We start from the raw sequence: 21,713 nt of genomic DNA, 5'->3' as shown, positions 1-21,713 counted from the left end.
GGAAGTCCGAGCCCCGTCCGCGGGTCAGATCGGACGTGCGGCCTGACGTCCGGTCATATGGGGGGCTGGTGGCGGAGTGTCGGCGCGCCGTGGAGGGTGCGCCGGCGCTCGTTCCGGGTGCGTATGCGGGCCTCCTTGACGATACGGGAGCGCAGAGCCCGGGCGATGTCGACCAGGTCACTGCTGGCGACCGTACGGTCGTCTCCGTTCGCCGCGCGCCGGGCGGTCAGGCCCTGGCCGTCGCCGGCGGAGTGGCACTCGACGGCCACGACGATCAGCGCGGCCTCGGCTATGGCCTCGGCTTCGTCCCCGGTGGCGTTGTCGGCCAGTGCCAGCCGGTGCGCCTCGTCCCGGATCCGCGGGTCGAAGTGGTCGCGGCAGGCCAGGATCCGGTCGGAGATATACGTCTGCCGCCGGGTCAGGCGCAGATGGACACTGGGCTTCCACCAGGGCAGGGGCGGGGGCTCGGGCCCCGGTGCGCCCTGCACGGGGCGCACCGTGCGGGCCAGCGGTGCCAGTTGCCAGTAGCGGACGGCGGTGCTCCGGCCGATCAGGGGAAGGACGAAGCCGGTCGCTCCCAGGATCGCACTCGGCGCGATCACCGTGCGCGCGATCGTGATGAGGACGTCCCATGTGTGGCCCGTCCAGCGGCCGACGACCGCTGCGGCCGTCATGGCGTCGTAGCCGACGAAGTGCATCAGGTAGGCGGCTGCCAGCACGCGCAGGCCGGTGCGCAGTGTGCCGTGCACCTCGCGTGACCACCGTCGGCACAGATGGCCGACGCTCAGGGAGGCGACGGCGTGCGCGGTGAGATAGAGAAGGATCATCTCCCTGATGAACGGTGTGGTGGCGTAGTAGAGATCGAACCGCGTCCGTTGCTCGACCGGCGCGTCGCCCAGCGCGAAGAGGACCGCGATCAGGACGACCACCGTGCCGTAGGCGGCGATGGTGATGCGGGAGAGGTGCCGGGCCTGGGCCGTGCCGGTGCCGCCGCGCCAGTTGAGGACGAGCACGATCGAGGCACCCGAGAAGGCGACCAGCAGCATGTAGTCGAGGGGAGCCGCGATATTGGGCACGCCGGTGCCACGGTTGACGAGCACGATCGTGCTCTGGGCGGTGGTGAACTGGACCCCCGCGCCGAGAAAGAGCAGGGAACAGATGGAGGAGAGCAGCCAGTCCCGCCCTCGGGCGCGGATGAGAACGGGCAACTTCAGCAGACAGGCCAGAAGCACCAGTCCGCCGGAGACGTAGAAGGGCAGGTCGCCGTCCACAAAGGACAAGTCGCCGTTCATGGGATGGGCACGGCCTCCGGGGTACTTGCTGAGCGCAGTCGCTGCGGCAGGCTATCGCGGCCCGTCGCGCGGATGCGCTCGTGACGCAAGGCCTCCACAACTGGACGAGACGGCGGTGTCAGCTTCCCTGTTCGCGTTCTTCGCGGACCTGACGCACCAGGGTGTTGATGAAACGCTCGACCAGTTCCCACTCGTCGTCCGGCAAGGTCGCGGCCGTGCGCAGCGCCATGGCGCGGTTGCCGCTGTAGGAGTCCGGCCCGCCCGCCGTGCGCAGCCCGGCGAGTACGGGCCGGAGCGCCTCGTTGAGTGCGGACTCCGGCTCGGCACTGAGCCACCCGTTGGGCTCCCCGAAGAAGAAACGCTCGACGCCTGCCTGGGTGGAGGCCAGCGGGCCACCCGAGCGGCTCTGGCGCTGGCCCGCCTCCCGGGCCGGCTGGGTGCTGCCCCGCGCTCTCCCGCGGCCGTTGACGAGGTTGGACAGGGATGCCCGGGTGGCTCCGAACGAGGAGGCGATCTCGTCGTAGGAGTGCCGTGAACCGTCGGGCCTCCGTCGTGTCTCCCGCAGGTGGGTGATGCGGCGGATGATCCGGTCGGTGATGTCCTCGTCGGGGGCCTGCCGGCCGTTCAGAAGTATCTCCACGACGTCTTGCGGGACACCGCTGGTGATGGACAACTGCCGTGCGTCGAGGACGTCGCCGCGGCTCTGTCCGTCGCCCAGGAGGGAGTCGATGTGACGGAGGGTCTCGGCGAGCGATTGGCGCGGATCTCTCACCGACGGATCTCCTCACGTCCGGTGGGGCTCGGACTACGCATTGATGACGAGACGATAACCGCTCCCCCGCCAAGCGACCAGGTCAAGCGATACTCCAGTAGCCGGGGATGGATACAACAGTTGACATCACATGCTTGGGGATTGCAGCATCACCAAGTGACCTGACTTCTAGTCAACAGCCTACGGATACGACCACGTTCGTTCCGTGGACGCGGACTCCGGTCGCGCCTGCATTCAGGTCGGCGTGTGCAGGTGCCTCGGATCCCCTGCACTGTCCCAGCCGGACATACAAGAAGCGCCGACGGCACAAGACCCCGCCTCTTGCCGGAGGATCACGTGACGGCCGTCCCTACCCTCCCTCCCCGGTGCGCGACCCGCGCGGCCCACCGCCGCGCGCCCCTGAGCAGCGCTGAGCCGTGTCGCGTTCCGAGGCTGTCGTGACCGCTTTCCAGCCCGGACCCGTGTTTCCGTACGACGCTCAACCGGGCGCCGCGTCCGGGGCCGTGGACGACCGATGGGCCCATGCGCGGGACCAGCGGTTCGCCCGGTTCTTCGGGCGGCGGCTCGCCGACGCGGAACTGTGCGGCAGCACGGCCGAGCGCAGGACGGCGGCCGATGTCACGGCCCTGTTCGAGGAGTGGCTTGCCCTGCGCGAGGCGGCGGGGGGCGGAGGCGAAGCCGACGGCGGGGGCGGACTCGGCGACCGCGAGCAGAACGCCACCACGAACGCACTGGGCTGGTTATTACGCTGGGTCGCCTTCATGGAGTGGGCCGGCCACCCCCAATGGGAGCTGGGCTTCCATCCTGCCGCGCACCGGGCGCCACTCGACCACTTCTTCGACGCAGCCGACACGGGTTGCTGATATCGGTTGCCGACACCGGATGCCGATACGGGTGCGGACGCGCTCCCGAGCACGGGACGGCACCGGGAGGTCAGGGCGCCGTGAAGAGAGTCGGAAAGCGGGGCGCAAGCCATGGCTTGCGCCCCCAGGCGAGCACCCGGCCCCGGGCGATGGCGCGCCACGGGTCGCAGCGGCCCAGCGCGATGAGCAGGAAGGTGACCGGCTCGGTGAGGATGGCGCAGTCCGGCCGGTCCGGCGGGCCCGACGTCACGCTCACGGCGCCGTCGGTGAAGGTGACGCCGAACGCCGGCCCGCCCCGCAGGCGAAGCGCGTAGCGGGCCGTGAATCCGTCACTGGCGGCGGCGTCGACGACACGCTCCATGGCCACCAGCAGGAAGGGCAGACACAGCCCGACCCGAGCACGGTCGATCATGTGCGGCCTGTCGAGCGCGCGAGCGAGGTCGTAGCCGTGGCCCAGCATGTGGGTGAGCAGGTACGAGGCGAGAGTGGACCGGTCCATGGGACCCAGCGGCGTGACGAGCGTCCGGTCCGCGGCTTGGTCCGCGGAGGCCCGGGCGATCGCGTCGAGGAAGCCGTCCGCCTGTGCCACGATCATCGCCGCCAGCGGCTCTGCCTCGCGCTCCCCGAACGCGGCCAGCGAGCGCTCGTTGGCTCCGGCCAGGCTCTGGGGTGTGCCGTCCCCGTACGGGCGTTCGCGGCCCGCCGCAAGATCGGCCATCAACTCGTTGGCCAGCGCCAGATGCGCCGCCGCCTCGCCCACGGTCCATTCCGAGTCCGGTACGGGAACCGTCGTATCGGCCACCGTGCGCAACAGCGCCGCGATGTCCGCGGCGGTCTCGCGTATCGCCTGCCCGAGTCCGTCGGGCAGGATCATCCCCGCGTCCAGCGGCCGCGTCCCTGCTTCCATGTCACCCACTCCCTCGCCGGGCCTGCCACGCCCGTCATGTACTGGCGGGACACCCAACCAGGCGGGAGCGGCCGATGACAACGGTTCGGACGCGGCCCGTTCCGGCACCGCGGCTTCCCGACCCGACCCGACCCGACCCGCTCGCCTCGCCTCGTCTCGGCTCGCCTCGTCTCGTCTCGTCTCGGCTCGGGAGGTCAGACCGCGACCAGCCCGGCCCCGTCGAGCGCCTTCTCGTGCTGCATGCGGGTAAGCCGCGGTACGACGAGGATCGCGAGCGCCGCGGCCGCGGTGTCGATGGCGTCGGAGATGAGCACCTGCCGGACCGCGTTGTGAGCCTCCGGGGCGGTGTCGGTCCTGCGGTGGGCCGGGAAGCCGGCCCGGTCGTCGAGGAACGAGATGATCCACAGCGTCCACCAGGCGTTGACGAGGCCGTGCGGCCGGGGTGCGCCCCAGGGGCTGCCGGCGTCCCAGATGTCGAGTGTGATCCGGCGCGGGAACCACAGGTTCACGATCGGCGTGAACCAGCCTCCGATCGCCCAGCCCCGCCCCTTGGTGTGCCCGGACGGGCTCATCACCTCGGCGTTGACCCGGACTCGGTAGAACCAGCACAGGAACACCACGATGCAGGCGACCAGCGCGACGGTCTGGACGGCGCCGGCTGCGGCGTAGAGCGCGTCCGCGCGGTCGGCCCGGCGGCTTACGGCGTCCCCGATGGCGCCGTCGGCCAGGTCGCCGGACACGTTGTACATGACGAAGTCCGCCCCGATCGCGGACAGGTCCGTGGCGGCGACCAGGCCGAGCAGTACGGCGGTCGCCCGGCCGAGCCCGACGGGTGAGCGCAGCAGGGCCGCGGGCGCCGCCGCGAACGGCTGGGCGGTCGTATCCGGAGCGGTGGCGCACCGGGTGCACAAGGTGCCGCCGGGTGCCGCGGCGAAATGACGGCAGCGCGAACAGATCATGGTGGAGCTTCCCCCGAGGTGTGATCGAAACGCCGGACGCCGTTCCTTCCGGACCCTCACGCGCGGCGTGCGATACATACGAGTTCATCGGAGCCGCAGTCCACTCGGGGGTGGCGCGGGCCCGGCTTTCCCGGCCCGGAGGGTGTCCGGGCCGGAGCGTGCCGGCCGGGGAAGCGTCAGTTGCCGCCTCCGGGCCCGGGCACGGCCTTGCCGCGGGTCCGCCCGCTCTTGCTGAGGCGGAACGCCTGGGCGGCCTCGGCCGGCGGCAGGGCGTGACCGATGGGGACGGTGAGCCGGCCCGTGTCGCTCGTCGACCCCCGCCGGTTCCAGGGTCTCCGGACCACTGCAGCGATTCACAGTAATTATGTATATGCCGGGTATTTCAGGCCCCGGATCGAGCTCACACCGCGACCGCTTGCCGCCTCCGCCCATCTCGTCGTAAGCCGGTGTGCATAGCCGCCGGGCATCGGGGCAGTCGGTGTTGCGTCAGCCCGTAACGGGCGAACACGCAGGTAGTCGATCTGGGAGGGAACATGACGGCGGCGATGACAGAAGCCGTTGCGGACGCGGGCACGGCTGCACTGCCTGAGGTCGCCGACCCGTCGCGGGTTGCTCCGAAGGACGCCCGCGCATTGTCGAAGCTCTTCTTCGACCAACTGGCGTCGCTGGAGGAGGGCACGCCCGAGTACCAGTACGCGCGCAACACGCTGATCGAGATGAACATGTCCCTGGTCCGTTTCGCGGCGGCCCGGTTCCGCAGTCGCGGGCCGGAGGAGATGGAGGACATCGTCCAGGTCGGCATGATCGGGTTGATCAAGGCCATCGACCGGTTCGAGCTCGCGCGCGAGGTGGAGTTCACCTCGTTCGCCGTGCCGTACATCGTCGGCGAGATCAAGCGGTTCTTCCGCGACACCTCCTGGGCGGTACATGTGCCGCGCCGGCTCCAGGAGGCGCGGGTGCAGCTGGCGAAGGCGACGGAGGAGCTGCGCAGCCGGCTGGGCCGCACCCCGACCACGAAGGAGCTGGCGGAGCTGATGTGCCTCTCGGAGGAAGAGGTCGTCGAGGCGAGGCTGGCCTCCAACGGCTACAACTCCTCCTCCCTGGATGCCGCGATCAGCACCAACGAGGAGGGCGAGACCGCGCTGGCCGACTTCATCGGCGCCGAGGACGGGGCGCTGGAGCTGGTGGAGGACTTCCACGCGCTGGCCCCGATGATCGCCGAGCTGGACGAGCGTGACCGGCAGATCATCCATATGCGGTTCGTCGAGGAACTGACCCAGGCCCAGATCGGCGAACACCTCGGCGTATCCCAGATGCATGTCTCGCGGCTGCTGTCGCGGATGCTGGCCCGGCTGCGCGAAGGCCTGCTCACCACACACTGAGCCGGGTCCTGACGGCGACAGAGCGCCCCGGGCACGGCACTTGAGGCCGGGCCCGGGGCGGCACGGTGCGCAAGGTCAGGACAGAGTGCGGCACAGCAGGGCGGCAGGACCCGCGGTGCTGCCCAGACGTGTGGTGAAGGCGATCCCGGCCGCGTACTCGTCGTCGGCGCACTGGCCTTTGTAGTCGCCGTAGGCGAAGTCGCCACCGCCGGCGTCGGCGGGGCGGTTGTCGGACCGGTCGAACCACACGGTCCGCCCGGTGACGCCCAGGCGGCCCCGGGCGGGGACGCAGAGGGCCGCCGACACACGGCCGCCGCGGTGACTGTAGCCGATGAGGAAGCCGTCGGCGGGACACTGGAGTTTGGTGTAGCCCGAGGCCCAGTCGCCGCCTTGCGGGACATGGCGTTCGTCGGTGACGACGGTCTGGGCGCTGCCTGCGGCGCGCAGATCACCCGCTCCGACGTCGGTGCACAGTCCTCGGTCGCCCCTGTGACCCAGGCCGGTCAGCCGCAGGCCGTCGGGGCACACGGCCTTGGAGGCGCCCGGGTCCCAGTCGCCGGCGGCCCGCGCCCGCAGCGACTGGACCTGGTCCCCGTGGTCGGTGGCGAGCATGTGCCAGGAAGGAACCTCCGCCACCGGCCCGGTGCGTGTCGGCGCGGTCATGAGGTGGTGCCATGCGGTACTGCGCCAGTCGGACCCGTCGAGGATGCCGTATCGGTGACCCGCGGAGTCGTAGCGCAGCAGCGACCAGTCGTCGTGCCCTTCCCAGCCGACCAGCGGCCAGTAGGCGAAGTCGCTGTCGTGGTCGGCGAAGTAGTCGGTGATGTTCCCGAACCAGGTACGGCCCGCGGTGCCCGTCTCACCGGCTCCGATGCCGAACTCGCTGATCCACACCGGTGCGGTGAAGTGCCGGCCGCCCTCCTCGGCCACGAAGAAGGCCTCGTCGGTCAGGGCTTGGTACAGCTGGTCGCGGGTCAGGTCCTGATAGCGGGGGTCGTGCGTCTCCCCCATGCCGGTGGCACCGCTGTGGTGGGGGCCGGTGTACCCGTAGAAGTGGGCGGAGTAGACCAGCTGGTGGGTGGCCACGAGGGTGTGCGAGAGCGTACGCGCGGGGGTGAGGGCGGGACGGCCGTGCGGCAGCCCGTCGACGGGCACGCCGGTCCAGTTGATGCCCTCGATGACGATGAGGAGATGGGGGTCGGCCTCGGTGAGGATGCGATCCGCGGCGAGTTGGGCGGCGGCGTACCAGTCGTGGTCGTCGCCCAGGCCCCAGTTGGGGTCGTCCATGACGTCACGGCGCACCTCGTTGTAGAGGTCGGCTCCCACCACACGGGGGTCGGAGGCGTAGCGGCGCGCCATGAAGACCCAGTCGTCAGCCCATTGCCGGGTGGACTGCCGGGTGTTCCACCGCTCGTTGCCGTCGATGCCGCAGCACCAACGGGTGGTGTTGGTGTGGTTGTTGAGGATGACCGCGAAGCCGTCACCGGTGAGCGCGGCCACCACGGCGTCGTAGACCTGGAGCGGCGTCTTGCCGCGCAGCTGCGGGTTGGCGGTGACGGCGGTGTCCGGCACGGGAGCCGTCGCATGGATCATCTCGTTGGAGAACGGCAGCCGGATGCTGTTGATGCCGAGTTCGTGGAAGTCGGCGAGCAGCTTGGGCAGCGCGACTCGGTCCAGGCCGAGGGGAATGCCGTGGGAGTCCTGGCCGGCATGGTGGCCGGCGGGATCGGTGCTGCTGCCGCTGCCGGTCCAGGACCCTTGTGCGCCGTCCCAGTTGGCCGACCTCAGCCGGAAGCGTCTGCCCGCGGCATCGACGATGTACCGGCCGCGGGTGGACAACGGCGGCTGCCAGGTGTCGGCCACCGGTGCGGTGGCGGCGGTGGTCCGGGGCGAGGGCTGCGGGGCGGCGGTGACCGCGGCGGGCGCCGAGGTCAGCAGGAGGAAGGCCGCGGCCACTCCTGTCAGGTGCTGGACAAGTCTGATGGTCGGCATACGGCTCTCTGGTGAGTGAGCGGTGGTGCGCGGACGGGGGGTGGCGCGGCCGACAGGCGCCTCGGTGCGTGGTGCCCGTCGGCGGGATCCCCGCGCGGCGGCCGGACTCGGCCGTCGGCGGGCAACGGCCGCCAGTGTACGGAGGAACCACCGCTGCCGGCTCCGCGCACGCAGGAACAGCCGCCGAGTCCTGGTCCCGAGGCATCAAGAGGGGCTCGGCACCCGCACCGCCAGCAGGGCCACGTCGTCGTCGTTGTCCGGCGGGCGCGCCCGTGCCAGCAACTGGTCCGTGAAGGACTCCAGGGGGCGGTGGGCCAATGACGCCGCATGCCGACGCAGGCGGTTCAGGCCCTCGTCCAGGGTGTGGCCCGGGGACTCGATCAGGCCGTCGGTGTACAGAAGCAGGGTCGCCCCGGGCGGCAGCTCCACCGTCGCGTCGGGACGGGCCTGGTCGGGCGTGACGCCGAGCAGGATCCCGTGGCCGTCGGTCAGATAGCGGGCCACGCCCTCGCGGGTGATCAGCAGCGGAGGTGGATGGCCCGCATTGGTCCAGCACAACTCGAACCCCCCGGCGTCGGTCGTCGTCATCCGGGCGAAGACCAGCGTGGCCATGGAGACTTCCGCGATGTGCTGGGTCGCTTGGTCGAGGCTTTCCACGATCGCGCTCGGCGGCGCCTGCTGGGACAAGGCGTAGGCACGGAGCATATTGCGCAGCTGGGCCATGCCGGCCGCCGCGTCCAGGTCGTGGCCGACGACGTCACCGATGGCCAGAGCGGTGGCGCCGTCCGTCAGCGTGAACGCGTCGTACCAGTCCCCGCCGACATGTGAGGCGTCCGGGGCGGGCAGGTAACGGACGGTCATACCGCGGCCGGGCATGTGCGGCAGCTGCGGCAGCAGATGGCGCTGCATGGTCTCGGCGACCTTGCGCTGCCGTTGGTAGAGGCGGGCGTTCTCCAAGGCGAGGCTGGCGCGCCGGGCGATGTCCTCCAGCAGGACGATGTCGGTCGCGGTGAACCGCTCGGGCTGGTCGGCGCGGCCGAGGGTGAGGGCGCCCAGTACTTCGTGCAGGCTGCGGATGGGGACCACGACGGCCGAGTGCATGCCGGTCGCCTCGAACAGGCGCCGCTGCTCGACCGCGATACCGGAGTCGGGCGACCCCTGATAGGTCTCGGGGCCGACGAGGGTGGAGGCGACGCCGCGCAGGGCTCGGGACAGAGGCATCGGCGACTCCTGCGGCACCGGCGGCATGGGCCCCTGGAGGTCCTCCCGGAACACCACGGTGCCGCCTTCGGCATGGGCGACCGCGAAGCGCCGCACCTCGTCCCCTTCGCCGATCAGGTCGATGACGGCCCAGTCGGCGAGGCGAGGCACCACGAGGGCGATCAGGCGGCGCAACGCCACGCCGATGTCCAGGGTGGAGGTGAGCAGGGTGGTCGTCTCGGCGAGCAGTGCGAGCCGTTCCAGGTCGGAGAGCCGTCCGCTGGCAGGTGGCCGCTGGGCGGGCCGCCCGGCCCGGCTTGCGGAGTGAAAGAGGACGAGCGTGGTCGCCGGCCGGACGCCGATGTCGCAGGGAGTGGCCAGCCATGCCACCGGCAGCAGCGTGCCGTCGCCGCGCTCGAGCCACACGTCGCCGCCCTGATCCGTGCGCCCGGCGAGGAAGCACTCCCGGAGCCGGCACTGAGCCCGCGGCACGGTTTCCCCGGCGCTGTTGCGGTGCAGCAGATCGTGGGCGTCCTGGCCGATCAGACCGGACGCGGGACGGGCCAGGAGTTGTTCGCCGCGCGTGTTGACGCCGACGATGCAGCCCTGCTCGTCCGCCAGGTACGCACCCGTGCCGAGGGCGTCGAGGGCCCTGACAACCGCGTCCTTCGAACCACACGGGCCGGTCATGGCCTGCCTCCCCTCACCGGAGAAACGCCTCGGCCACTCCCTTTCATTGTCCCCCGAGGGGCACGGGCGATGCTCCCGGCGCGAGGGCGCGATACAACGCCGCGCCCAAGCGGGGCGGATGCGGCGTTTCCGGGCCGACGCCGTAGCGCACCTGCCGTTCGACGCCCCGGCGATCCCCCGGCAGCTCCCCGGACGGCCCGCACTGCCGTAGCAGTCGACGGCGGTTCGCCGCGCGGCGTTTCGTCCGGTCAGACGGGATGACGCAGTGCGGCGCTCACGGCGTTCATGATCGGTCCCGGGTACGGCGGCACCAGGGCGCCCTCGACCAGCACCGTGGGTGTGCCCCGCACGCCGCGCTCGTCCGCCCGCGCGGTGACGTACGGCGGCCAGTCGAGGTGGACGCCGTCGCGCACGCACGCCGAGAAGGAGTGACTGAGGCCCACCCTCATACCCAGGGCGATCAGTTCCTCCTGGGGGAGCCCTGGGCCGCCCTCGGGGGCTGGCCGGCGAACAGCGCAGCGTGGTACGCCGCGAACCCGCCGCCGTCGGCGGCGCATCCGGAGGCCGCGGCGGCCCGGGCGGAGTAGTCATCGGTGGACATCTGGTCGAGCATCGCCACGGGATGGCCGATGACACGGATCCGGCCGTCGGCCACCAGGCCGTCCAGCACCGGACCCGAGGACTCGGCGAACATCCGGCAGTACGGGCACTGGAAGTCGATGTACGCGTCGAGTGCCACGGGTCCGTCACCGACGACGCCGTCACCGTCCTCATTGGTGTACCCCGGCAGTCGGACCGGCCGGAGGGGTGCTCGCGCATTCATGCGGTTCCTCCTCACGCAGAGCCGCCCCCGACAGGATCGGCCCGGCCGGGTCAGCCGCCGCTCCTCGGCCAGACCTCCGGACCGCCACCGTGCCACTCGATCAGCGGGGACTCGGCCACGTCAACCTCGTCCCAGCCCTCCAGACCGGCCCGCTGGAGCAGGACGGCCAGATCGTGCAAGCTGTACGCCATCCCGAGGATCTCGCCGTCGGACCGGACTCGTCGGCCGCCGGTCTCGGAGGGCGCGGACACGATCACGCGCTGCTCGCTCATACCTTCACCCTCGCCCGCGGATCGCTCCCGCGCATGTCGAGCCATGGGCGTCGTTCCGTGCCCCGCCGCGGGGCCCGACTCGGGGCGCCCGCACGGCCGCGCGCAGGACGAGCCGCTCGCCCCGGGCCGGCCGCCGTGCGGCAGGATGGGGCCATGAGCGTAGTCAAGATCAACGTATTGACCGTCCCTGCCGAGCAGCGCGAGACGCTGGAGAAGCGCTTCGCCTCCCGGGCCCATGCCGTGGAGAGCTCCGACGGGTTCGAGTGGTTCGAACTCCTCAGGCCGGTCGAGGGGACCGACACCTACCTCGTCTACACGCGCTGGCGTGACGAGCAGTCCTTCCAGGCATGGATGGAGGGTCCCATGAAGGCGGCCCACCAGGGCGGTGGCGCGGAGGGCGGCGAGCGGCCCAAGCCGGCCGCGAGCGGGTCCACTCTGTGGTCCTTCGAGGTCGTGCAGCAGGCAGCGCCGAAGACCGCGTGAGCAAGGCCGAAGCAGGACGGTGTCCCGTCCGCCGCGGCCGGGCGGCCGTGGCGGACGGGACACCTTGGGGTCCGGTCGGGGTCAGTGCGCGGGTGCGTCCGTGACCACGACCTCCTCGATGCTCCGCTCGATCTGCTGGGGACGCGACGCGGTCGCCTTCGCCCAGTAGTAGATGCCCAGGGAGAAGGCCGCGACGACCGCCATGTCCCACCACAGACCGATGTGGTCCTGGCCGCCGAAGCCGCCCTGCCAGGAGATCAGGCCCAGGCCCACCAGGTAGGCGGGCAGCCACTGGGCGGACTTCCAGTCCAGACGGGGAGCATCCGGCAGGCCCTTGCTCGTGGCGTACCAGGCGTAGCCGCCGAGGAGCACATAGCCGAGGACGATCGCGACGCCCAGGCGCCACAGCGTGTCCCAGCCGGCCCAGTAGATGATGAGGTTGGCGACCACGAAGGACAGCGGCGAGATCACCTTGCCGGCCGGCAGGCGGTAGGGGCGCTCGAGGTGCGGGAGCCGGTCCGCGAAGACGCCGTAGGCCAGCGGCGCGCCGGCGTACATCAGGACGCTCGCGGAGGTGATGAACCCGACCAGCTCCTGCCAGCTCGGGAAGGGCAGGAAGCAGATCACGCCGGTGAAGAACGAGATCGCGAGACCGAACCACGGCACCCCGCGGGCGTCGGTCTTCTCGAAGAGCTTGGGCGCGTAGCCGTTCTTGGCCAGGCCGTAGGACACGCGCGAGGTCGCGGTGGTGTAGATCAGGCCGGTGCCACCGGGGGAGATCACGGCGTCGATGTACAGCACCACGCTCAGCCAGCCGAGGCCCACCAGCGTCGCGAGGCCCGCCCAGGGACCGCTGATCCCGGGGAAGTCGAGCTTGGCCCAGCCGTGGGCGAAGGAGCTGAGCGGCAGCGCGCCGATGAAGACGATCTGGAGGAGCACATAGATCGCGGCGCCGATGGCCACCGAGCCGAGCGTGGCGCGCGGCAGGTCACGCTTGGGGTTACGGCTCTCGCCCGCCAGCTGGATCGCCTGCTCGAAGCCGAGCAGGGCGAAGATGATGCCGCTGGAGCTGATGGCGCCCAGCACGCCCTTGGCTCCGTACGGGGCGAACCCCTGGGCGGTGAAGTTGTGCGGGTGGAAGTTGCCCACCGCGATGATGAAGATGGCGCCCAGCGGAACGGCGATCTTCCACCAGGTGGCGGCGCTGTTGGTGTGGGCCAGGATGCGCACACCCAGGAAGTTCACCGCGACGAAGACGGCCATCAGGACCACGGCGACGGTGAAGCCGCTGGGCGTCAGCGTGCCGTCGGCGTGCTGGAAGCCCTTGGCGAAGTCCCAGTGAGCGGCGTAGCCGATCATGGCCTCGACCTCGATCGGGGCCACGGTGGCGGCCTGGAGCCATGCGAACCAGCCGAAGGACATGCCGGCCAGGCCGCCGAAGGCGTAGTGCGGATAGCGGGCCGTGCCGCCCGCCACCGGGAACATGCCGCCGAGCTCGGCGTGCACGAGGGCCAGCAGGACGATCGCCACCGTGCCGACCAGCCAGGAGATGACAGCCGCGGGACCGGCCATCACGACGGCCTTCTGCGCGCCGTAGAGCCAGCCGGACCCGATGATGGAACCGACCGAGGCCCACATCAGTCCGATCAGGCCGACGTCCCGTCGCAGACCGCCGGTCTGGTCACGTGTGACGTCGGGGGCTGCATGGTCGAGTTTCACCATGTCAAGGGGCCTCTCATTATGTGAACACCGAATTAACGCAATGGCGGCTCACAGTAGGAATCGAGGCGCCCTGAGCAGAAGGGTGTAGCTCAAGATTTGACCGTTTAAGAGGAGCATCCTTTGCATGCTCTTTGCACAGGTCATACGGGGTGACGGAATGTCTCTATTCAGTTGCGAAATGTGAGAAGAGAGTGAGACAAGCTAGCTTGGGCGAGAAATAGGCGCCTCAAGCAACGGAATCCGGACCGCGAAAGACCGCTGGAGATGACGATGTCCCGACCGGATGCCCGCCGGCCGATCGTGGTCGGCGTCGACCCCGATCCGACGCAGCGGAGGGCTTTGGCCTGGGCGGCCGACGAGGCCGCGCTACGGGGAGTGCCGCTGCGTCTGGTCCATGCCGAGAGCGTGCCGACCGCCGAGTTCCGTCGATGGGAGATGCCGGCCTCGTGGCAGGAGCGGGACCGCACCCTGCACGCGGCCGGGGAACGGGCGCTCAAGGAGGCGGCGGGCTTCGTGGCGGCCCGGCGACCGCAGGTCGAGGTGTGCGCCCTCCCGGTGGAGGGGCACCCCGCGCGGGTCCTGGAGGAGGAGAGTCACGGTGCCACGGCCGTGGTCCTCGGATCTCGGCATCTGAACCGGATGAAGGGGTGGCTCAGCTCAGAGTCGGTCGCCCTGCCCGTCCTCGCGCATACCCGCTGCCCCGTGGTGGTGGTGTCCCAGCCGGAAGGCGTCACCGAACAGCCCGGGTACTTCGTCCTCGGCGTGGACGGCAGCGAGCGCGGCGCCTGCGCTGTCGACTTCGCCTTCGAGGAGGCGTTCCTGCACGGGGCGGCGCTGCGGGCGCTGTACGTCTGGCGGCCGGGACTGCTCGGGGTACTGGACGAGCACACGGCGCGACAGGAGTGCCGGCGTCTGCTCTACGAGACCGTCGCCGGCCGCAGTGCCGACTACCCCGACGTCGAGCTGCACCACGAACTCGTCAGCGGACATCCGGCGGTGGCGCTGACCGAGGCATCCGCCCACGCACTCGGCCTGGTGGTGGGAACCCGGGGGCACGACGGCCTCACCGGCACCATGCTGGGCTCGGTGAGCCAGGGTGTACTGCGCCACGCCCGCTGCCCCGTGATCGCCGTACCGCAAGCCCCTGGGTGAGGCCGCCGGGACCGAGGGGAGGCGGCAGGTGACGGCCGGTGGGGACCGCAGGCCCGCGCTCCCCACCGCTCACCCCGTCATGCCGAACCGTTCGGTGACCCGTCGGCGCCGGGCGCCTCGCCACCCCCCGCCGGTCCGGCCGAGCGGTCCCCCTCACCCGGGACCCGGGCTCGTGGCGGCACGGGGCGCAGGTCGCCGGGTGCACGGTCCGAGGGACCGCCGTTCGCTTCGCGCCGGTCCCGCTCCTCCTGCCGCAGCACATCGAGCACGGCAGAGCCGTCGACGGTCTCCCGTACGACGAGCAGGTCGCTGAGCCGGTCCAGGGCCCGTCGGTGGTCCCGGAGCAGCCCCGTCGCCCGCTCCTCGGCCTCGCGGAGCAGACGCGCGGCCTCCTCGTCGATGATCCGCTGGGTCTGCTGCGAGTACGGCTGGAAGGCGGGCTCCTCGGCGGTCTCGCCCAGCTGGTTCGGATGGGCGGTCGCGTAGCCGACGGGGCCGAGGGCCGGCGACAGACCGAAGTCACGGACCATCCGCGTGGCGATCTGGGTGGCGCCCGCCAGGTCGTTGGCGGCGCCACTGGACCCTTCCCCGAAGACGACGAGTTCGGCGGCCCGGCCGCCGAGCCTGACCGCGAGCAGGTCGGTCAGATAGTCCTCGCTGTACAGATGGCGTTCGGCCTCGGGCAGTTGCTCGGTCACCCCCAGCGTCATGCCCGACGGCAGGACGGTGACCTTGGCGACGGGGTCGGCGTGCTCGCACAGCGCGGCGACCAGGGCGTGGCCCGATTCGTGCACGGCGACGGCGTGGCGTTCCTCGGGCAGCAGGGCGTTGGACGCCTCGCGGCGGCCGAGCAGGACGCGGTCGCGGGCGGCGTCGAGGTCGTTCGGCTCGATCAGCACGCGGTCGGCCCGGACGGCGTTGATGGCGCCCTCGTTGACCAGGTTGGCGAGGTCCGCGCCGGAGAATCCCGGCGTGGCCCGGGCGACGATGTCGAGATCGACGTCGGGGGCCAGGGTCTTGCCGCGTGCGTGCACCCGGAGGATGGCGGCACGTTCGGCCTGGTTGGGCAGCGGGACGGTGACCTGCCGGTCGAAGCGCCCAGGGCGCAGCAGCGCGGGATCGAGGGCTTCGGGCCGGTTGGTGGCGGCGAGGACGACGATGCCCGTCGACTGGTCGAAGCCGTCCATCTCGGCCAGCATCTGGTTGAGGGTCTGCTCGCGTTCGTCGTTGCCCCCGATCCGCCCGCTGCCCGCGCGCCGGGCACCGACGGCGTCGATCTCGTCGATGAAGATGATGGACGGTGCACGTTTGCGGGCCTCGTCGAACAGGTCACGCACACGGGACGCGCCGACCCCGACGAACATCTCGACGAAGGCCGAGCCGGTCACCGACAGGAACGGCACATCGGCCTCCCCCGCGACGGCCCGGGCGAACAGTGTCTTACCCGTGCCCGGCGGCCCCACCATGATCACTCCGCGGGGCCCCTTGGCACCGGCGGCCGCGTAGCGGGACGGGTTGCGCAGGAAGTCGACCACCTCGCTGATCTCCTGCTTGACACCGTCGTATCCCGCCACGTCGTCGAACCTGGTGGTCGGGCGTTCCGCCTCGATGATCTTGGCTCGGGAGCGGCCGATGGCGCTCAGTCCGCCCGTCATGGAACGCGCGGCGCGACGGCCGATCCACCAGAAGACGCCGATGAGGAGCAGCACCGGCAGGAGGGCTGACAGCACCGATGTGAACGGGTTGCCGCCGCTCTTGCTCTGGGACGCGGTGATCTGCACGTGCTGGGACTGGAGTTGCTGCTGGAGCGGTCCGGTGCCCAGCGCCGTCGGGAGCTGGGTGGTGAACTTGGTGCCGTTCTTCAGGGTGCCGCTGACCGCACCCTTGTCGTTGATGTCGACGGTCTTCACCTGGCCCACGCCGACCTTGGCGACGAAGTCGCTGTAGGTGAGGTGGGTGGGTGAGGGGCCCGAGGGGGCGCGGACGAGCATGAGGACGACCAGGAAGACCACCCAGACCAACGGCATGATCCACCACTGCCAGCCCGCCCGGGGCTGCTGGGTGGGCGGCCTCGGCGGTTCCCGTGGCGGTCCGGACTTGGCCGGCGGCGTGAGATGCCGGTGCGGCATCCGCACTCGCGTGATCACCGTGCACCGCCTCCTTCGAGAGGCGGGCGGGACGGCGCCGTCGGCGGACCATGGCACACGTGCCACCGGCCTCCACTTCCCATGGTCCCTCCGACGCGTCCGTCCGACGCGTCGTGCCCCGGTCAGTCCTTCAGGGTCGACTCCACGAGGTCCCGCGCCAGGTCGAGGTTGTGCTGAAGCGGCAGGCCGTAGTCGCTGAACCAGTCGTCCGTGGCCTCCGGGTGCGGTCCGGTGACGCCGACGCGGCCCGCGCCGAACCGGGACACCACCGCGGCGGGCATGCCGTTGTCGTAGGTGGCCAGGACCGTCGTGTCCGCGTCCGCGCGCTCGTCGAGCACGAAATAGGGCCCGTCCTGGAAGAACACGGTGCGGGGCCGGCCACGCCACTGCACCCCGACCAGGGTGTTTCTCTCGTCGTCGACCGAGGACCCCGCTGAGGAGATGTACTGATCGGTGTCGCCGGGCAGCAGGCCGAACCCGGGGGTGGCTCCGGCCAGATAGCCGCCCAGGCAGAAGCCCAGGTAGCGGCCGCCTCCCTGGACGAAGTCACGGATCGCTCCACGCTGCCGCCGCAGCCTCCAGTAGGCCCGGCGGAGCGTGCCGCCGCCCGGCTGGGCGTACACCTGGGCCCGGGCGAGCGACTCGGCCGACAGCGGCAGCTCCTCGCGGGGGCCGGTGAAGCGTACGTCCAGGTCCCAGGGTCCGTCGGCGAGAAGTCCGGCGACCGCCTCGGGGCAGCCGGGCAGCGAGGCCGGGCCGCGGTAGACGAGCGCCAGGGGGCGGTGCCCGCTCCCGGAACGGTTCATCTGCGTCATGTCCTGTTCACCACCCCTGGTTCACACTCCTTGTTTCCGCGCGCCCGGTGCGGACGGGCGGCTGTTCCCGCGGCCCGGAGGCGGAGCGCTCGACCAGTCCCTCGGCGGGGAGACCGAGCCAGCTCGTCCCCGGCGTCAGCCGTTCGCCCTTCATGACCAGAGACAGCGCCCCGAGCCGAACACCGTCGCCCACCACCGCGTCGTAGAGCACGATCGATCGGGTTCCGATGCCGGCACCGGAGCGGACGGTCACCTTGGACATCTTCATGACGCGGTCTTCGAACAGATGCGTTTGCAAGGAGACATTCGGACCGATCGTGGCGTCGTCACCCACCTCCACCAAGTCGAATTCCGTGAGGAAAGTGGTGCCGATCCAGGTACGCCGGCCGATGCGGGCGCCGAGGAGACGGAGCACCGGCGGCAGGAACGGTGTGCCCACCAGCGTACCCACTCCCGCCGGGACCGCGGCGGCCTCGTAGAGGCCCGTGACGAACTCCGTGCGCCGGACGAACAGGCTCCACAAAGGCTCGACGCGCGGCCGGTATCTGCCCACGACCAGGCGCTTGACCACCACGCAGAACACGATGACGGCCAGTGACCCGCCCATGGCCAGGAAGGGCGACAGCGGCACCGCCGCCGGCCCCACGGCGCGGGCGAGGACCGACAGTACCGCCAGATACAGGTAGGCCCCGCCGACCAGCACCGCGGGCGGCACGGTGGCGCGGAAGAACTCGATGCCCAGGCGGCCGAGTACCGCTGTGCGGGTCGGCCGGTATGTGAGTTCCTCGGGGTACGAGCCGCTGCTCTGGCGCACCGGCAGCCGCAGCGCGGGCGAACCCAGCCAGTTGGTTCCGGCCGGTACCCGGTCCGGCGGCGGGACGGTCGCCACACCGACCAGCGAGTTCGCCCCCAGTTCCGTTCCCGCCGGTACGAGCGCCGCGTTGCCGACGAAGGCGCGGCTGCCCACCTCGGTGGGCCCGAACGCCATCCGGTCGGCCGCGAAGGCGGCGGATCCGACGCTCGCCATGTCCGCCACGAAGCTGCACTCCCCCAGGGTGAGCAGATCCGGGTCGAGGTATGCGGTCGTGGAGACCTCGGCGCCCCGGCCGACGCGCGCCCCGAGCAGTCGCAGCCACGGCACGGTGTAGAGGGTCGCGTAGAGCGAATTGGTGAAGGCGAGGCTGTATGCCAGCAGCCTGTCCGCGACCCACTTGCGGACACCGAGCGAGGAGCGGGCCGGGTGGATGCCGAGGGGCACCGCGGGCAGGACCACTCGTTTCCCGACGGCGACCGAGCAGCACACCGTGCCCACCCAGAGCGGGCCGACCAGCGCGGTGGCGGCCACGGCCGCCCCTGTGCCCCAGCGCACCCACGCCGAATAGAGCAGTGCCAGGCACGGCAGGCCCATGGCGGGCACGGCCAGTTCCAGGAAGACGAGGCCGAGCAGCGCGGCGACCAGCTGACGGGGCCGCCACCGGTCCGTGCCGCCGCACCTGCCCAGCATGGTCTCCACGGCCGGGGCGAGCGCCTCGACCGGGCGGGAGGGGGATCCGGCACGGCGTGCCCTGGCAGGGACCACCTCGTCAGGACCCAGCACGGACTGTTCACCGAGCCCGGAGCGGGGACCCATGCGGGACCCGGGTTCGAGCACCGCGTTGGCGCCGACGAACGCCCCCTCGCCGATGGTGATCGGAGCGACCGTCACCCATCCGTCCGCGACCTGCCAGGTGCGCAGCGTGGCACCGTAGCCGATCGCGGCGTCGCTGCGGATGGTCAGCAGGGTCGGCAGGGCGATCATGCCGGTGGCGATGGTGGTGCGGGCTCCGACGCGCGCACCGAGCAGCCGCAGACAGGGGGCCATCATCGGGGAGCCGCTCAGCGTCCCCAGCGGGCTGAGGCCCAGGAGCAGGCCCAGGCTCCACAGACGCAGATAGGTCGCTCCCCAGAGCGGGTAGCGGCCCGGGCGGATACCCGCCGCCAGCGGGCGCGCCAGGACGAAGGGCACGATCCAGCGCACGACGGTGTAACCGGCCAGCACCACGCCGGCCAGTTCGACGATCGGCCAGTCCGAGATCCCCCCGTGCTGTGCGGCGTACAGGGCGACCGGCAAGGTGAACAGGAGCAGCGTCATGTACAGCACTCCCGCCTGGACCAGCCCGGCGCGCGCGATCCGGCCGCTTCGGTGGCGGAGCGGCGCTGGGCGGGGCGGGGCCACCGAGGACGCGGCGGCGGCCGGGGTGCGCAGTCGGGCCGCGAACGTCCGGACGGTCGGGTTCCCGTAGAGGTCACGCAGCGTGGGGCCGGTTTCGCCGTCCTGGCGCAGCAGCGACACGGCCCGGGCGGCGAGCAGGGAGTGGCCCCCGAGGTCGGTGAAGAAGTCCGCCTCCGCAGAGAGCTGGTCCGGGGCGATGCCGAGCACCTGGGCCCAGACGTCCCGCACCCGCGTCTCCCACTGGCCGCGGGCGGGCACCACCGGGCCGTTCGCCCTGAGCAGGCGGCCGGTCGGGGCCGGCAGCCGTCTGCGGTCGACCTTGCCGCTGGGCATGGCCGGCAGCCGGTCGAGGATGTCCACGTACGACGGCACCATGTAGTCGGGCAGGGTGCGGCGCAGGCGCTCGTGCAGCCGGGCGGCGAGGACGTCGTCACCCGAGCCGTCCGGGTCCGGGTCCTGTGGGGTGCGTACGACGTAGGCGGCCAGGGCCTTGCCGTACTCGCCGTCGTCGTGCCCGTTCCCGTCCGTGCCCGGCGTGGGGACGAGCGCCGTGACGGCCTCGGCCACGTCCGGATCCTCGAGCAGTACGTTGTCGATCTCGTCGAGCGCGACCCGGTAGCCGCGGATCTTGACCTCGGCGTCGGCCCGGCCCAGATATTCGATCTCCCCGTCGTCGGTTATCCGCCCGAGGTCCCCGGTGCGGTAGAGCCGGCCGCCGGAGGGAGTCGTGGGGTTCTCGATGAATCGGTCGGCGGTCAGGTCCGGCCGGCCCACGTAGCCACGGGCGAGACCCGGTCCGCCGAGGCAGATCTCACCGACCGAGCCGGGCGGCACGGGCCGGCGCCGTTCGTCGAGCAGGACCACCGAGTACGTCGGCAGAGGCCGTCCGATGGTCACGGGCCGTCCGGGAAGCAGTTCCTTCCAGGTGGCGGTCACGGTGGCCTCGGTCGGCCCGTATGTGTTGAGGATGCGGCGTCCCGGCCTGCTCCACCGCTCGACGAGCTGACCCGGGCATGCCTCGCCGCCCACGGCGATCGTCCGGATCTTCGGCAGTTCCCGTGGAATCGTCGCCAGCAGCGTCGGAACGCAGTACAGCACCGTGACGCCGTGCTCCTCCAGAAAGTCGGCGAGGTCGGCGCCGAGCCGCCCGGGACCCGCCGGTCCGGCGACGAGTGTGGCGCCCGCCGTCCACGTCGGCCAGATCTCCTCGATGGAGAAGTCGAACGAGATGGTCATGCCCTGGTACACCCGGTCGTGGGCTCGTACGTCGTAGACGGGAGTGACGACACGGAGGAAGTTGCAGATGCTCGACTGGGCGATCTCGACGCCCTTGGGCCTGCCGCTGGAGCCGGAGGTGTACATGATGTACGCGAGCGGGTCGTCGCCGCCCGCGTCCGCCCGGTCCGGGCGGGTGGTGGGCAGGGAGCCGAGTGCACCGGCGCACGCGTCGAGGTCGATCACCCTGCACCTCGCCGGCACCCGTTCCTGCGACGCCCCGGGGGCGAGTGCGGATACGGTCAGCAGTGCGGCCGCGCCGGCGTCACCCAGGACGAAGGCGACCCGGTCGGGTGGGGACGCGGGATCGATCGGGATGAACGCCGCGCCGGCCTTGCCGACCGCCAGCAGGGACGCGTACATGTCCTCCGAGCGCGGCAGCAGCAGCGCCACGCGCGCGCCCGGGCCGATGCCCGCGCGGCGCAGGTAGTGGGCTATCCGGTTGGCACGGGCGTCGAGGTCGGCGTAGGTCAGCCGCCGCCCGTCGCACTCGAGCGCCACGGACGACGGCGCCTTGTCGCAGGCCGATTCGTAGAAGCCGTGCAGTCTGCGGGCCGAGCCCGTCTTCCTCGGTCCGGCGTGACCTCCAGCCGGGAAGACGGGCGGGGCGGAGGTGCTGGAGGCCATGGGGCTCACTCTTTCCCGAGCGCAGGGCGTTCGCTCGCCTGTCGGTAACCCGTCCAGCCTGTCCGATGGCCGCTGAGAGAGCGCTGAGAGAGACGGGAAGGCAGAAAACGCGGCGCTCGGTGCGCCGA

At 71.3% G+C, this 21,713-nt stretch carries 18 protein-coding genes; 4 read left to right on the top strand and 14 right to left on the bottom strand.

Going from position 1 to position 21,713, the window contains the following annotated elements:
- Window positions 1–53 precede the first annotated feature (53 nt).
- The gene (locus ABZ876_RS15170) at window positions 54–1,292 is read right to left on the bottom strand and encodes a DUF6545 domain-containing protein (protein WP_361779868.1); all 1,239 of its coding nucleotides are present in this window, start codon (window positions 1,290–1,292) and stop codon (window positions 54–56) included.
- A 118-nt stretch (window positions 1,293–1,410) separates the two neighbouring features.
- Window positions 1,411–2,064, bottom strand: coding sequence for a hypothetical protein (locus ABZ876_RS15165; protein ID WP_361779865.1), 654 nt, complete (start codon window positions 2,062–2,064; stop codon window positions 1,411–1,413).
- 437 nt (window positions 2,065–2,501) lie between these two features.
- Between ABZ876_RS15165 and ABZ876_RS15160 the strand changes: the two genes are divergently transcribed.
- Window positions 2,502–2,927, top strand: a complete 426-nt coding sequence (locus ABZ876_RS15160) for a hypothetical protein (protein WP_361779862.1) — start codon at window positions 2,502–2,504, stop codon at window positions 2,925–2,927.
- Between the two features lie 70 nt (window positions 2,928–2,997).
- Here the strand turns inward: ABZ876_RS15160 and ABZ876_RS15155 are convergent, their stop codons facing one another.
- From ABZ876_RS15155 to ABZ876_RS15145, 3 genes are all read right to left on the bottom strand, one after another.
- Complete coding sequence (locus tag ABZ876_RS15155; RefSeq protein WP_361779859.1) at window positions 2,998–3,834, bottom strand: maleylpyruvate isomerase family mycothiol-dependent enzyme; 837 nt, start codon at window positions 3,832–3,834, stop codon at window positions 2,998–3,000.
- A 194-nt stretch (window positions 3,835–4,028) separates the two neighbouring features.
- The gene (locus tag ABZ876_RS15150; RefSeq protein ID WP_361779856.1) at window positions 4,029–4,793 is read right to left on the bottom strand and encodes a DUF4328 domain-containing protein; all 765 of its coding nucleotides are present in this window, start codon (window positions 4,791–4,793) and stop codon (window positions 4,029–4,031) included.
- A 176-nt stretch (window positions 4,794–4,969) separates the two neighbouring features.
- Window positions 4,970–5,137 carry a zinc-binding dehydrogenase gene (locus tag ABZ876_RS15145; RefSeq protein ID WP_361779853.1) on the bottom strand — a complete coding sequence of 56 codons (168 nt, stop codon included), beginning with the start codon at window positions 5,135–5,137 and terminating at the stop codon, window positions 4,970–4,972.
- Window positions 5,138–5,338: 201 nt separating this feature from the next.
- Here ABZ876_RS15145 and ABZ876_RS15140 point away from each other — a divergent pair, with 201 nt between their 5' ends.
- Window positions 5,339–6,175 carry an RNA polymerase sigma factor SigF gene (locus ABZ876_RS15140; RefSeq protein ID WP_361779852.1) on the top strand — a complete coding sequence of 279 codons (837 nt, stop codon included), beginning with the start codon at window positions 5,339–5,341 and terminating at the stop codon, window positions 6,173–6,175.
- Between the two features lie 75 nt (window positions 6,176–6,250).
- Here the strand turns inward: ABZ876_RS15140 and ABZ876_RS15135 are convergent, their stop codons facing one another.
- From ABZ876_RS15135 to ABZ876_RS15115, 5 genes are all read right to left on the bottom strand, one after another.
- A complete protein-coding gene (locus ABZ876_RS15135; protein ID WP_361779849.1) occupies window positions 6,251–8,167 on the bottom strand; it encodes a cellulase family glycosylhydrolase in 1,917 nt (638 codons plus the stop codon).
- 204 nt (window positions 8,168–8,371) lie between these two features.
- Window positions 8,372–10,057: a SpoIIE family protein phosphatase gene (locus ABZ876_RS15130; RefSeq protein ID WP_361779846.1), complete on the bottom strand. Its 1,686-nt coding sequence runs from the start codon at window positions 10,055–10,057 to the stop codon at window positions 8,372–8,374.
- A gap of 248 nt (window positions 10,058–10,305) precedes the next feature.
- Entirely contained in the window at window positions 10,306–10,506 is a 201-nt protein-coding gene (locus ABZ876_RS15125; protein WP_361779843.1) for a hypothetical protein, read from the bottom strand.
- Window positions 10,507–10,517: 11 nt separating this feature from the next.
- The gene (locus ABZ876_RS15120; protein ID WP_361779840.1) at window positions 10,518–10,880 is read right to left on the bottom strand and encodes a thioredoxin domain-containing protein; all 363 of its coding nucleotides are present in this window, start codon (window positions 10,878–10,880) and stop codon (window positions 10,518–10,520) included.
- Window positions 10,881–10,930: 50 nt separating this feature from the next.
- Window positions 10,931–11,152, bottom strand: coding sequence for a hypothetical protein (locus ABZ876_RS15115; protein WP_361779837.1), 222 nt, complete (start codon window positions 11,150–11,152; stop codon window positions 10,931–10,933).
- Between the two features lie 153 nt (window positions 11,153–11,305).
- Here ABZ876_RS15115 and ABZ876_RS15110 point away from each other — a divergent pair, with 153 nt between their 5' ends.
- Window positions 11,306–11,635, top strand: coding sequence for an antibiotic biosynthesis monooxygenase (locus ABZ876_RS15110; RefSeq protein ID WP_361779834.1), 330 nt, complete (start codon window positions 11,306–11,308; stop codon window positions 11,633–11,635).
- An 81-nt stretch (window positions 11,636–11,716) separates the two neighbouring features.
- Here the strand turns inward: ABZ876_RS15110 and ABZ876_RS15105 are convergent, their stop codons facing one another.
- Entirely contained in the window at window positions 11,717–13,357 is a 1,641-nt protein-coding gene (locus ABZ876_RS15105; protein WP_361779831.1) for an APC family permease, read from the bottom strand.
- 270 nt (window positions 13,358–13,627) lie between these two features.
- Between ABZ876_RS15105 and ABZ876_RS15100 the strand changes: the two genes are divergently transcribed.
- On the top strand, window positions 13,628–14,509 hold the full coding sequence (locus tag ABZ876_RS15100; protein WP_361779829.1) for a universal stress protein: 882 nt from the start codon (window positions 13,628–13,630) through the stop codon (window positions 14,507–14,509).
- A 77-nt stretch (window positions 14,510–14,586) separates the two neighbouring features.
- Here the strand turns inward: ABZ876_RS15100 and ftsH are convergent, their stop codons facing one another.
- The 3 genes from ftsH to ABZ876_RS15085 all read right to left on the bottom strand — a co-directional run bounded on the left by ftsH (window position 14,587) and on the right by ABZ876_RS15085 (window position 21,585).
- Window positions 14,587–16,656, bottom strand: coding sequence for an ATP-dependent zinc metalloprotease FtsH (ftsH, locus tag ABZ876_RS15095; RefSeq protein WP_361779826.1), 2,070 nt, complete (start codon window positions 16,654–16,656; stop codon window positions 14,587–14,589).
- 122 nt (window positions 16,657–16,778) lie between these two features.
- Window positions 16,779–17,471 carry a hypothetical protein gene (locus ABZ876_RS15090; protein ID WP_361779823.1) on the bottom strand — a complete coding sequence of 231 codons (693 nt, stop codon included), beginning with the start codon at window positions 17,469–17,471 and terminating at the stop codon, window positions 16,779–16,781.
- Between the two features lie 7 nt (window positions 17,472–17,478).
- Window positions 17,479–21,585, bottom strand: a complete 4,107-nt coding sequence (locus tag ABZ876_RS15085) for a Pls/PosA family non-ribosomal peptide synthetase (protein ID WP_361779821.1) — start codon at window positions 21,583–21,585, stop codon at window positions 17,479–17,481.
- Window positions 21,586–21,713: the final 128 nt, after the last annotated feature.

The organism is Streptomyces sp. NPDC046931 (assembly GCF_040644655.1).
GTDB lineage: Bacteria > Actinomycetota > Actinomycetes > Streptomycetales > Streptomycetaceae > Streptomyces.
Note: the sequence above shows the minus strand (reverse complement) of the source record. Positions and strands in the feature narration are given on the sequence as shown.

Bases quoted from the DNA above. Each gene is read 5' to 3' on its own strand.
- ABZ876_RS15130 (WP_361779846.1), bottom strand. From the start codon at position 10,057: ATGACCGGCCCGTGTGGTTCGAAGGACGCGGTTGTCAGGGCCCTCGAC.
- ABZ876_RS15085 (WP_361779821.1), bottom strand. From the start codon at position 21,585: ATGGCCTCCAGCACCTCCGCCCCGCCCGTCTTCCCGGCTGGAGGTCAC.
- ABZ876_RS15120 (WP_361779840.1), bottom strand. From the start codon at position 10,880: ATGAATGCGCGAGCACCCCTCCGGCCGGTCCGACTGCCGGGGTACACC.
- ABZ876_RS15115 (WP_361779837.1), bottom strand. From the start codon at position 11,152: ATGAGCGAGCAGCGCGTGATCGTGTCCGCGCCCTCCGAGACCGGCGGC.
- ABZ876_RS15150 (WP_361779856.1), bottom strand. From the start codon at position 4,793: ATGATCTGTTCGCGCTGCCGTCATTTCGCCGCGGCACCCGGCGGCACC.
- ABZ876_RS15140 (WP_361779852.1), top strand. From the start codon at position 5,339: ATGACAGAAGCCGTTGCGGACGCGGGCACGGCTGCACTGCCTGAGGTC.
- ABZ876_RS15090 (WP_361779823.1), bottom strand. From the start codon at position 17,471: ATGACGCAGATGAACCGTTCCGGGAGCGGGCACCGCCCCCTGGCGCTC.
- ABZ876_RS15155 (WP_361779859.1), bottom strand. From the start codon at position 3,834: ATGGAAGCAGGGACGCGGCCGCTGGACGCGGGGATGATCCTGCCCGAC.
- ABZ876_RS15110 (WP_361779834.1), top strand. From the start codon at position 11,306: ATGAGCGTAGTCAAGATCAACGTATTGACCGTCCCTGCCGAGCAGCGC.
- ABZ876_RS15100 (WP_361779829.1), top strand. From the start codon at position 13,628: ATGTCCCGACCGGATGCCCGCCGGCCGATCGTGGTCGGCGTCGACCCC.
- ABZ876_RS15135 (WP_361779849.1), bottom strand. From the start codon at position 8,167: ATGCCGACCATCAGACTTGTCCAGCACCTGACAGGAGTGGCCGCGGCC.
- ABZ876_RS15125 (WP_361779843.1), bottom strand. From the start codon at position 10,506: ATGAGGGTGGGCCTCAGTCACTCCTTCTCGGCGTGCGTGCGCGACGGC.
- ABZ876_RS15170 (WP_361779868.1), bottom strand. From the start codon at position 1,292: ATGAACGGCGACTTGTCCTTTGTGGACGGCGACCTGCCCTTCTACGTC.
- ABZ876_RS15105 (WP_361779831.1), bottom strand. From the start codon at position 13,357: ATGGTGAAACTCGACCATGCAGCCCCCGACGTCACACGTGACCAGACC.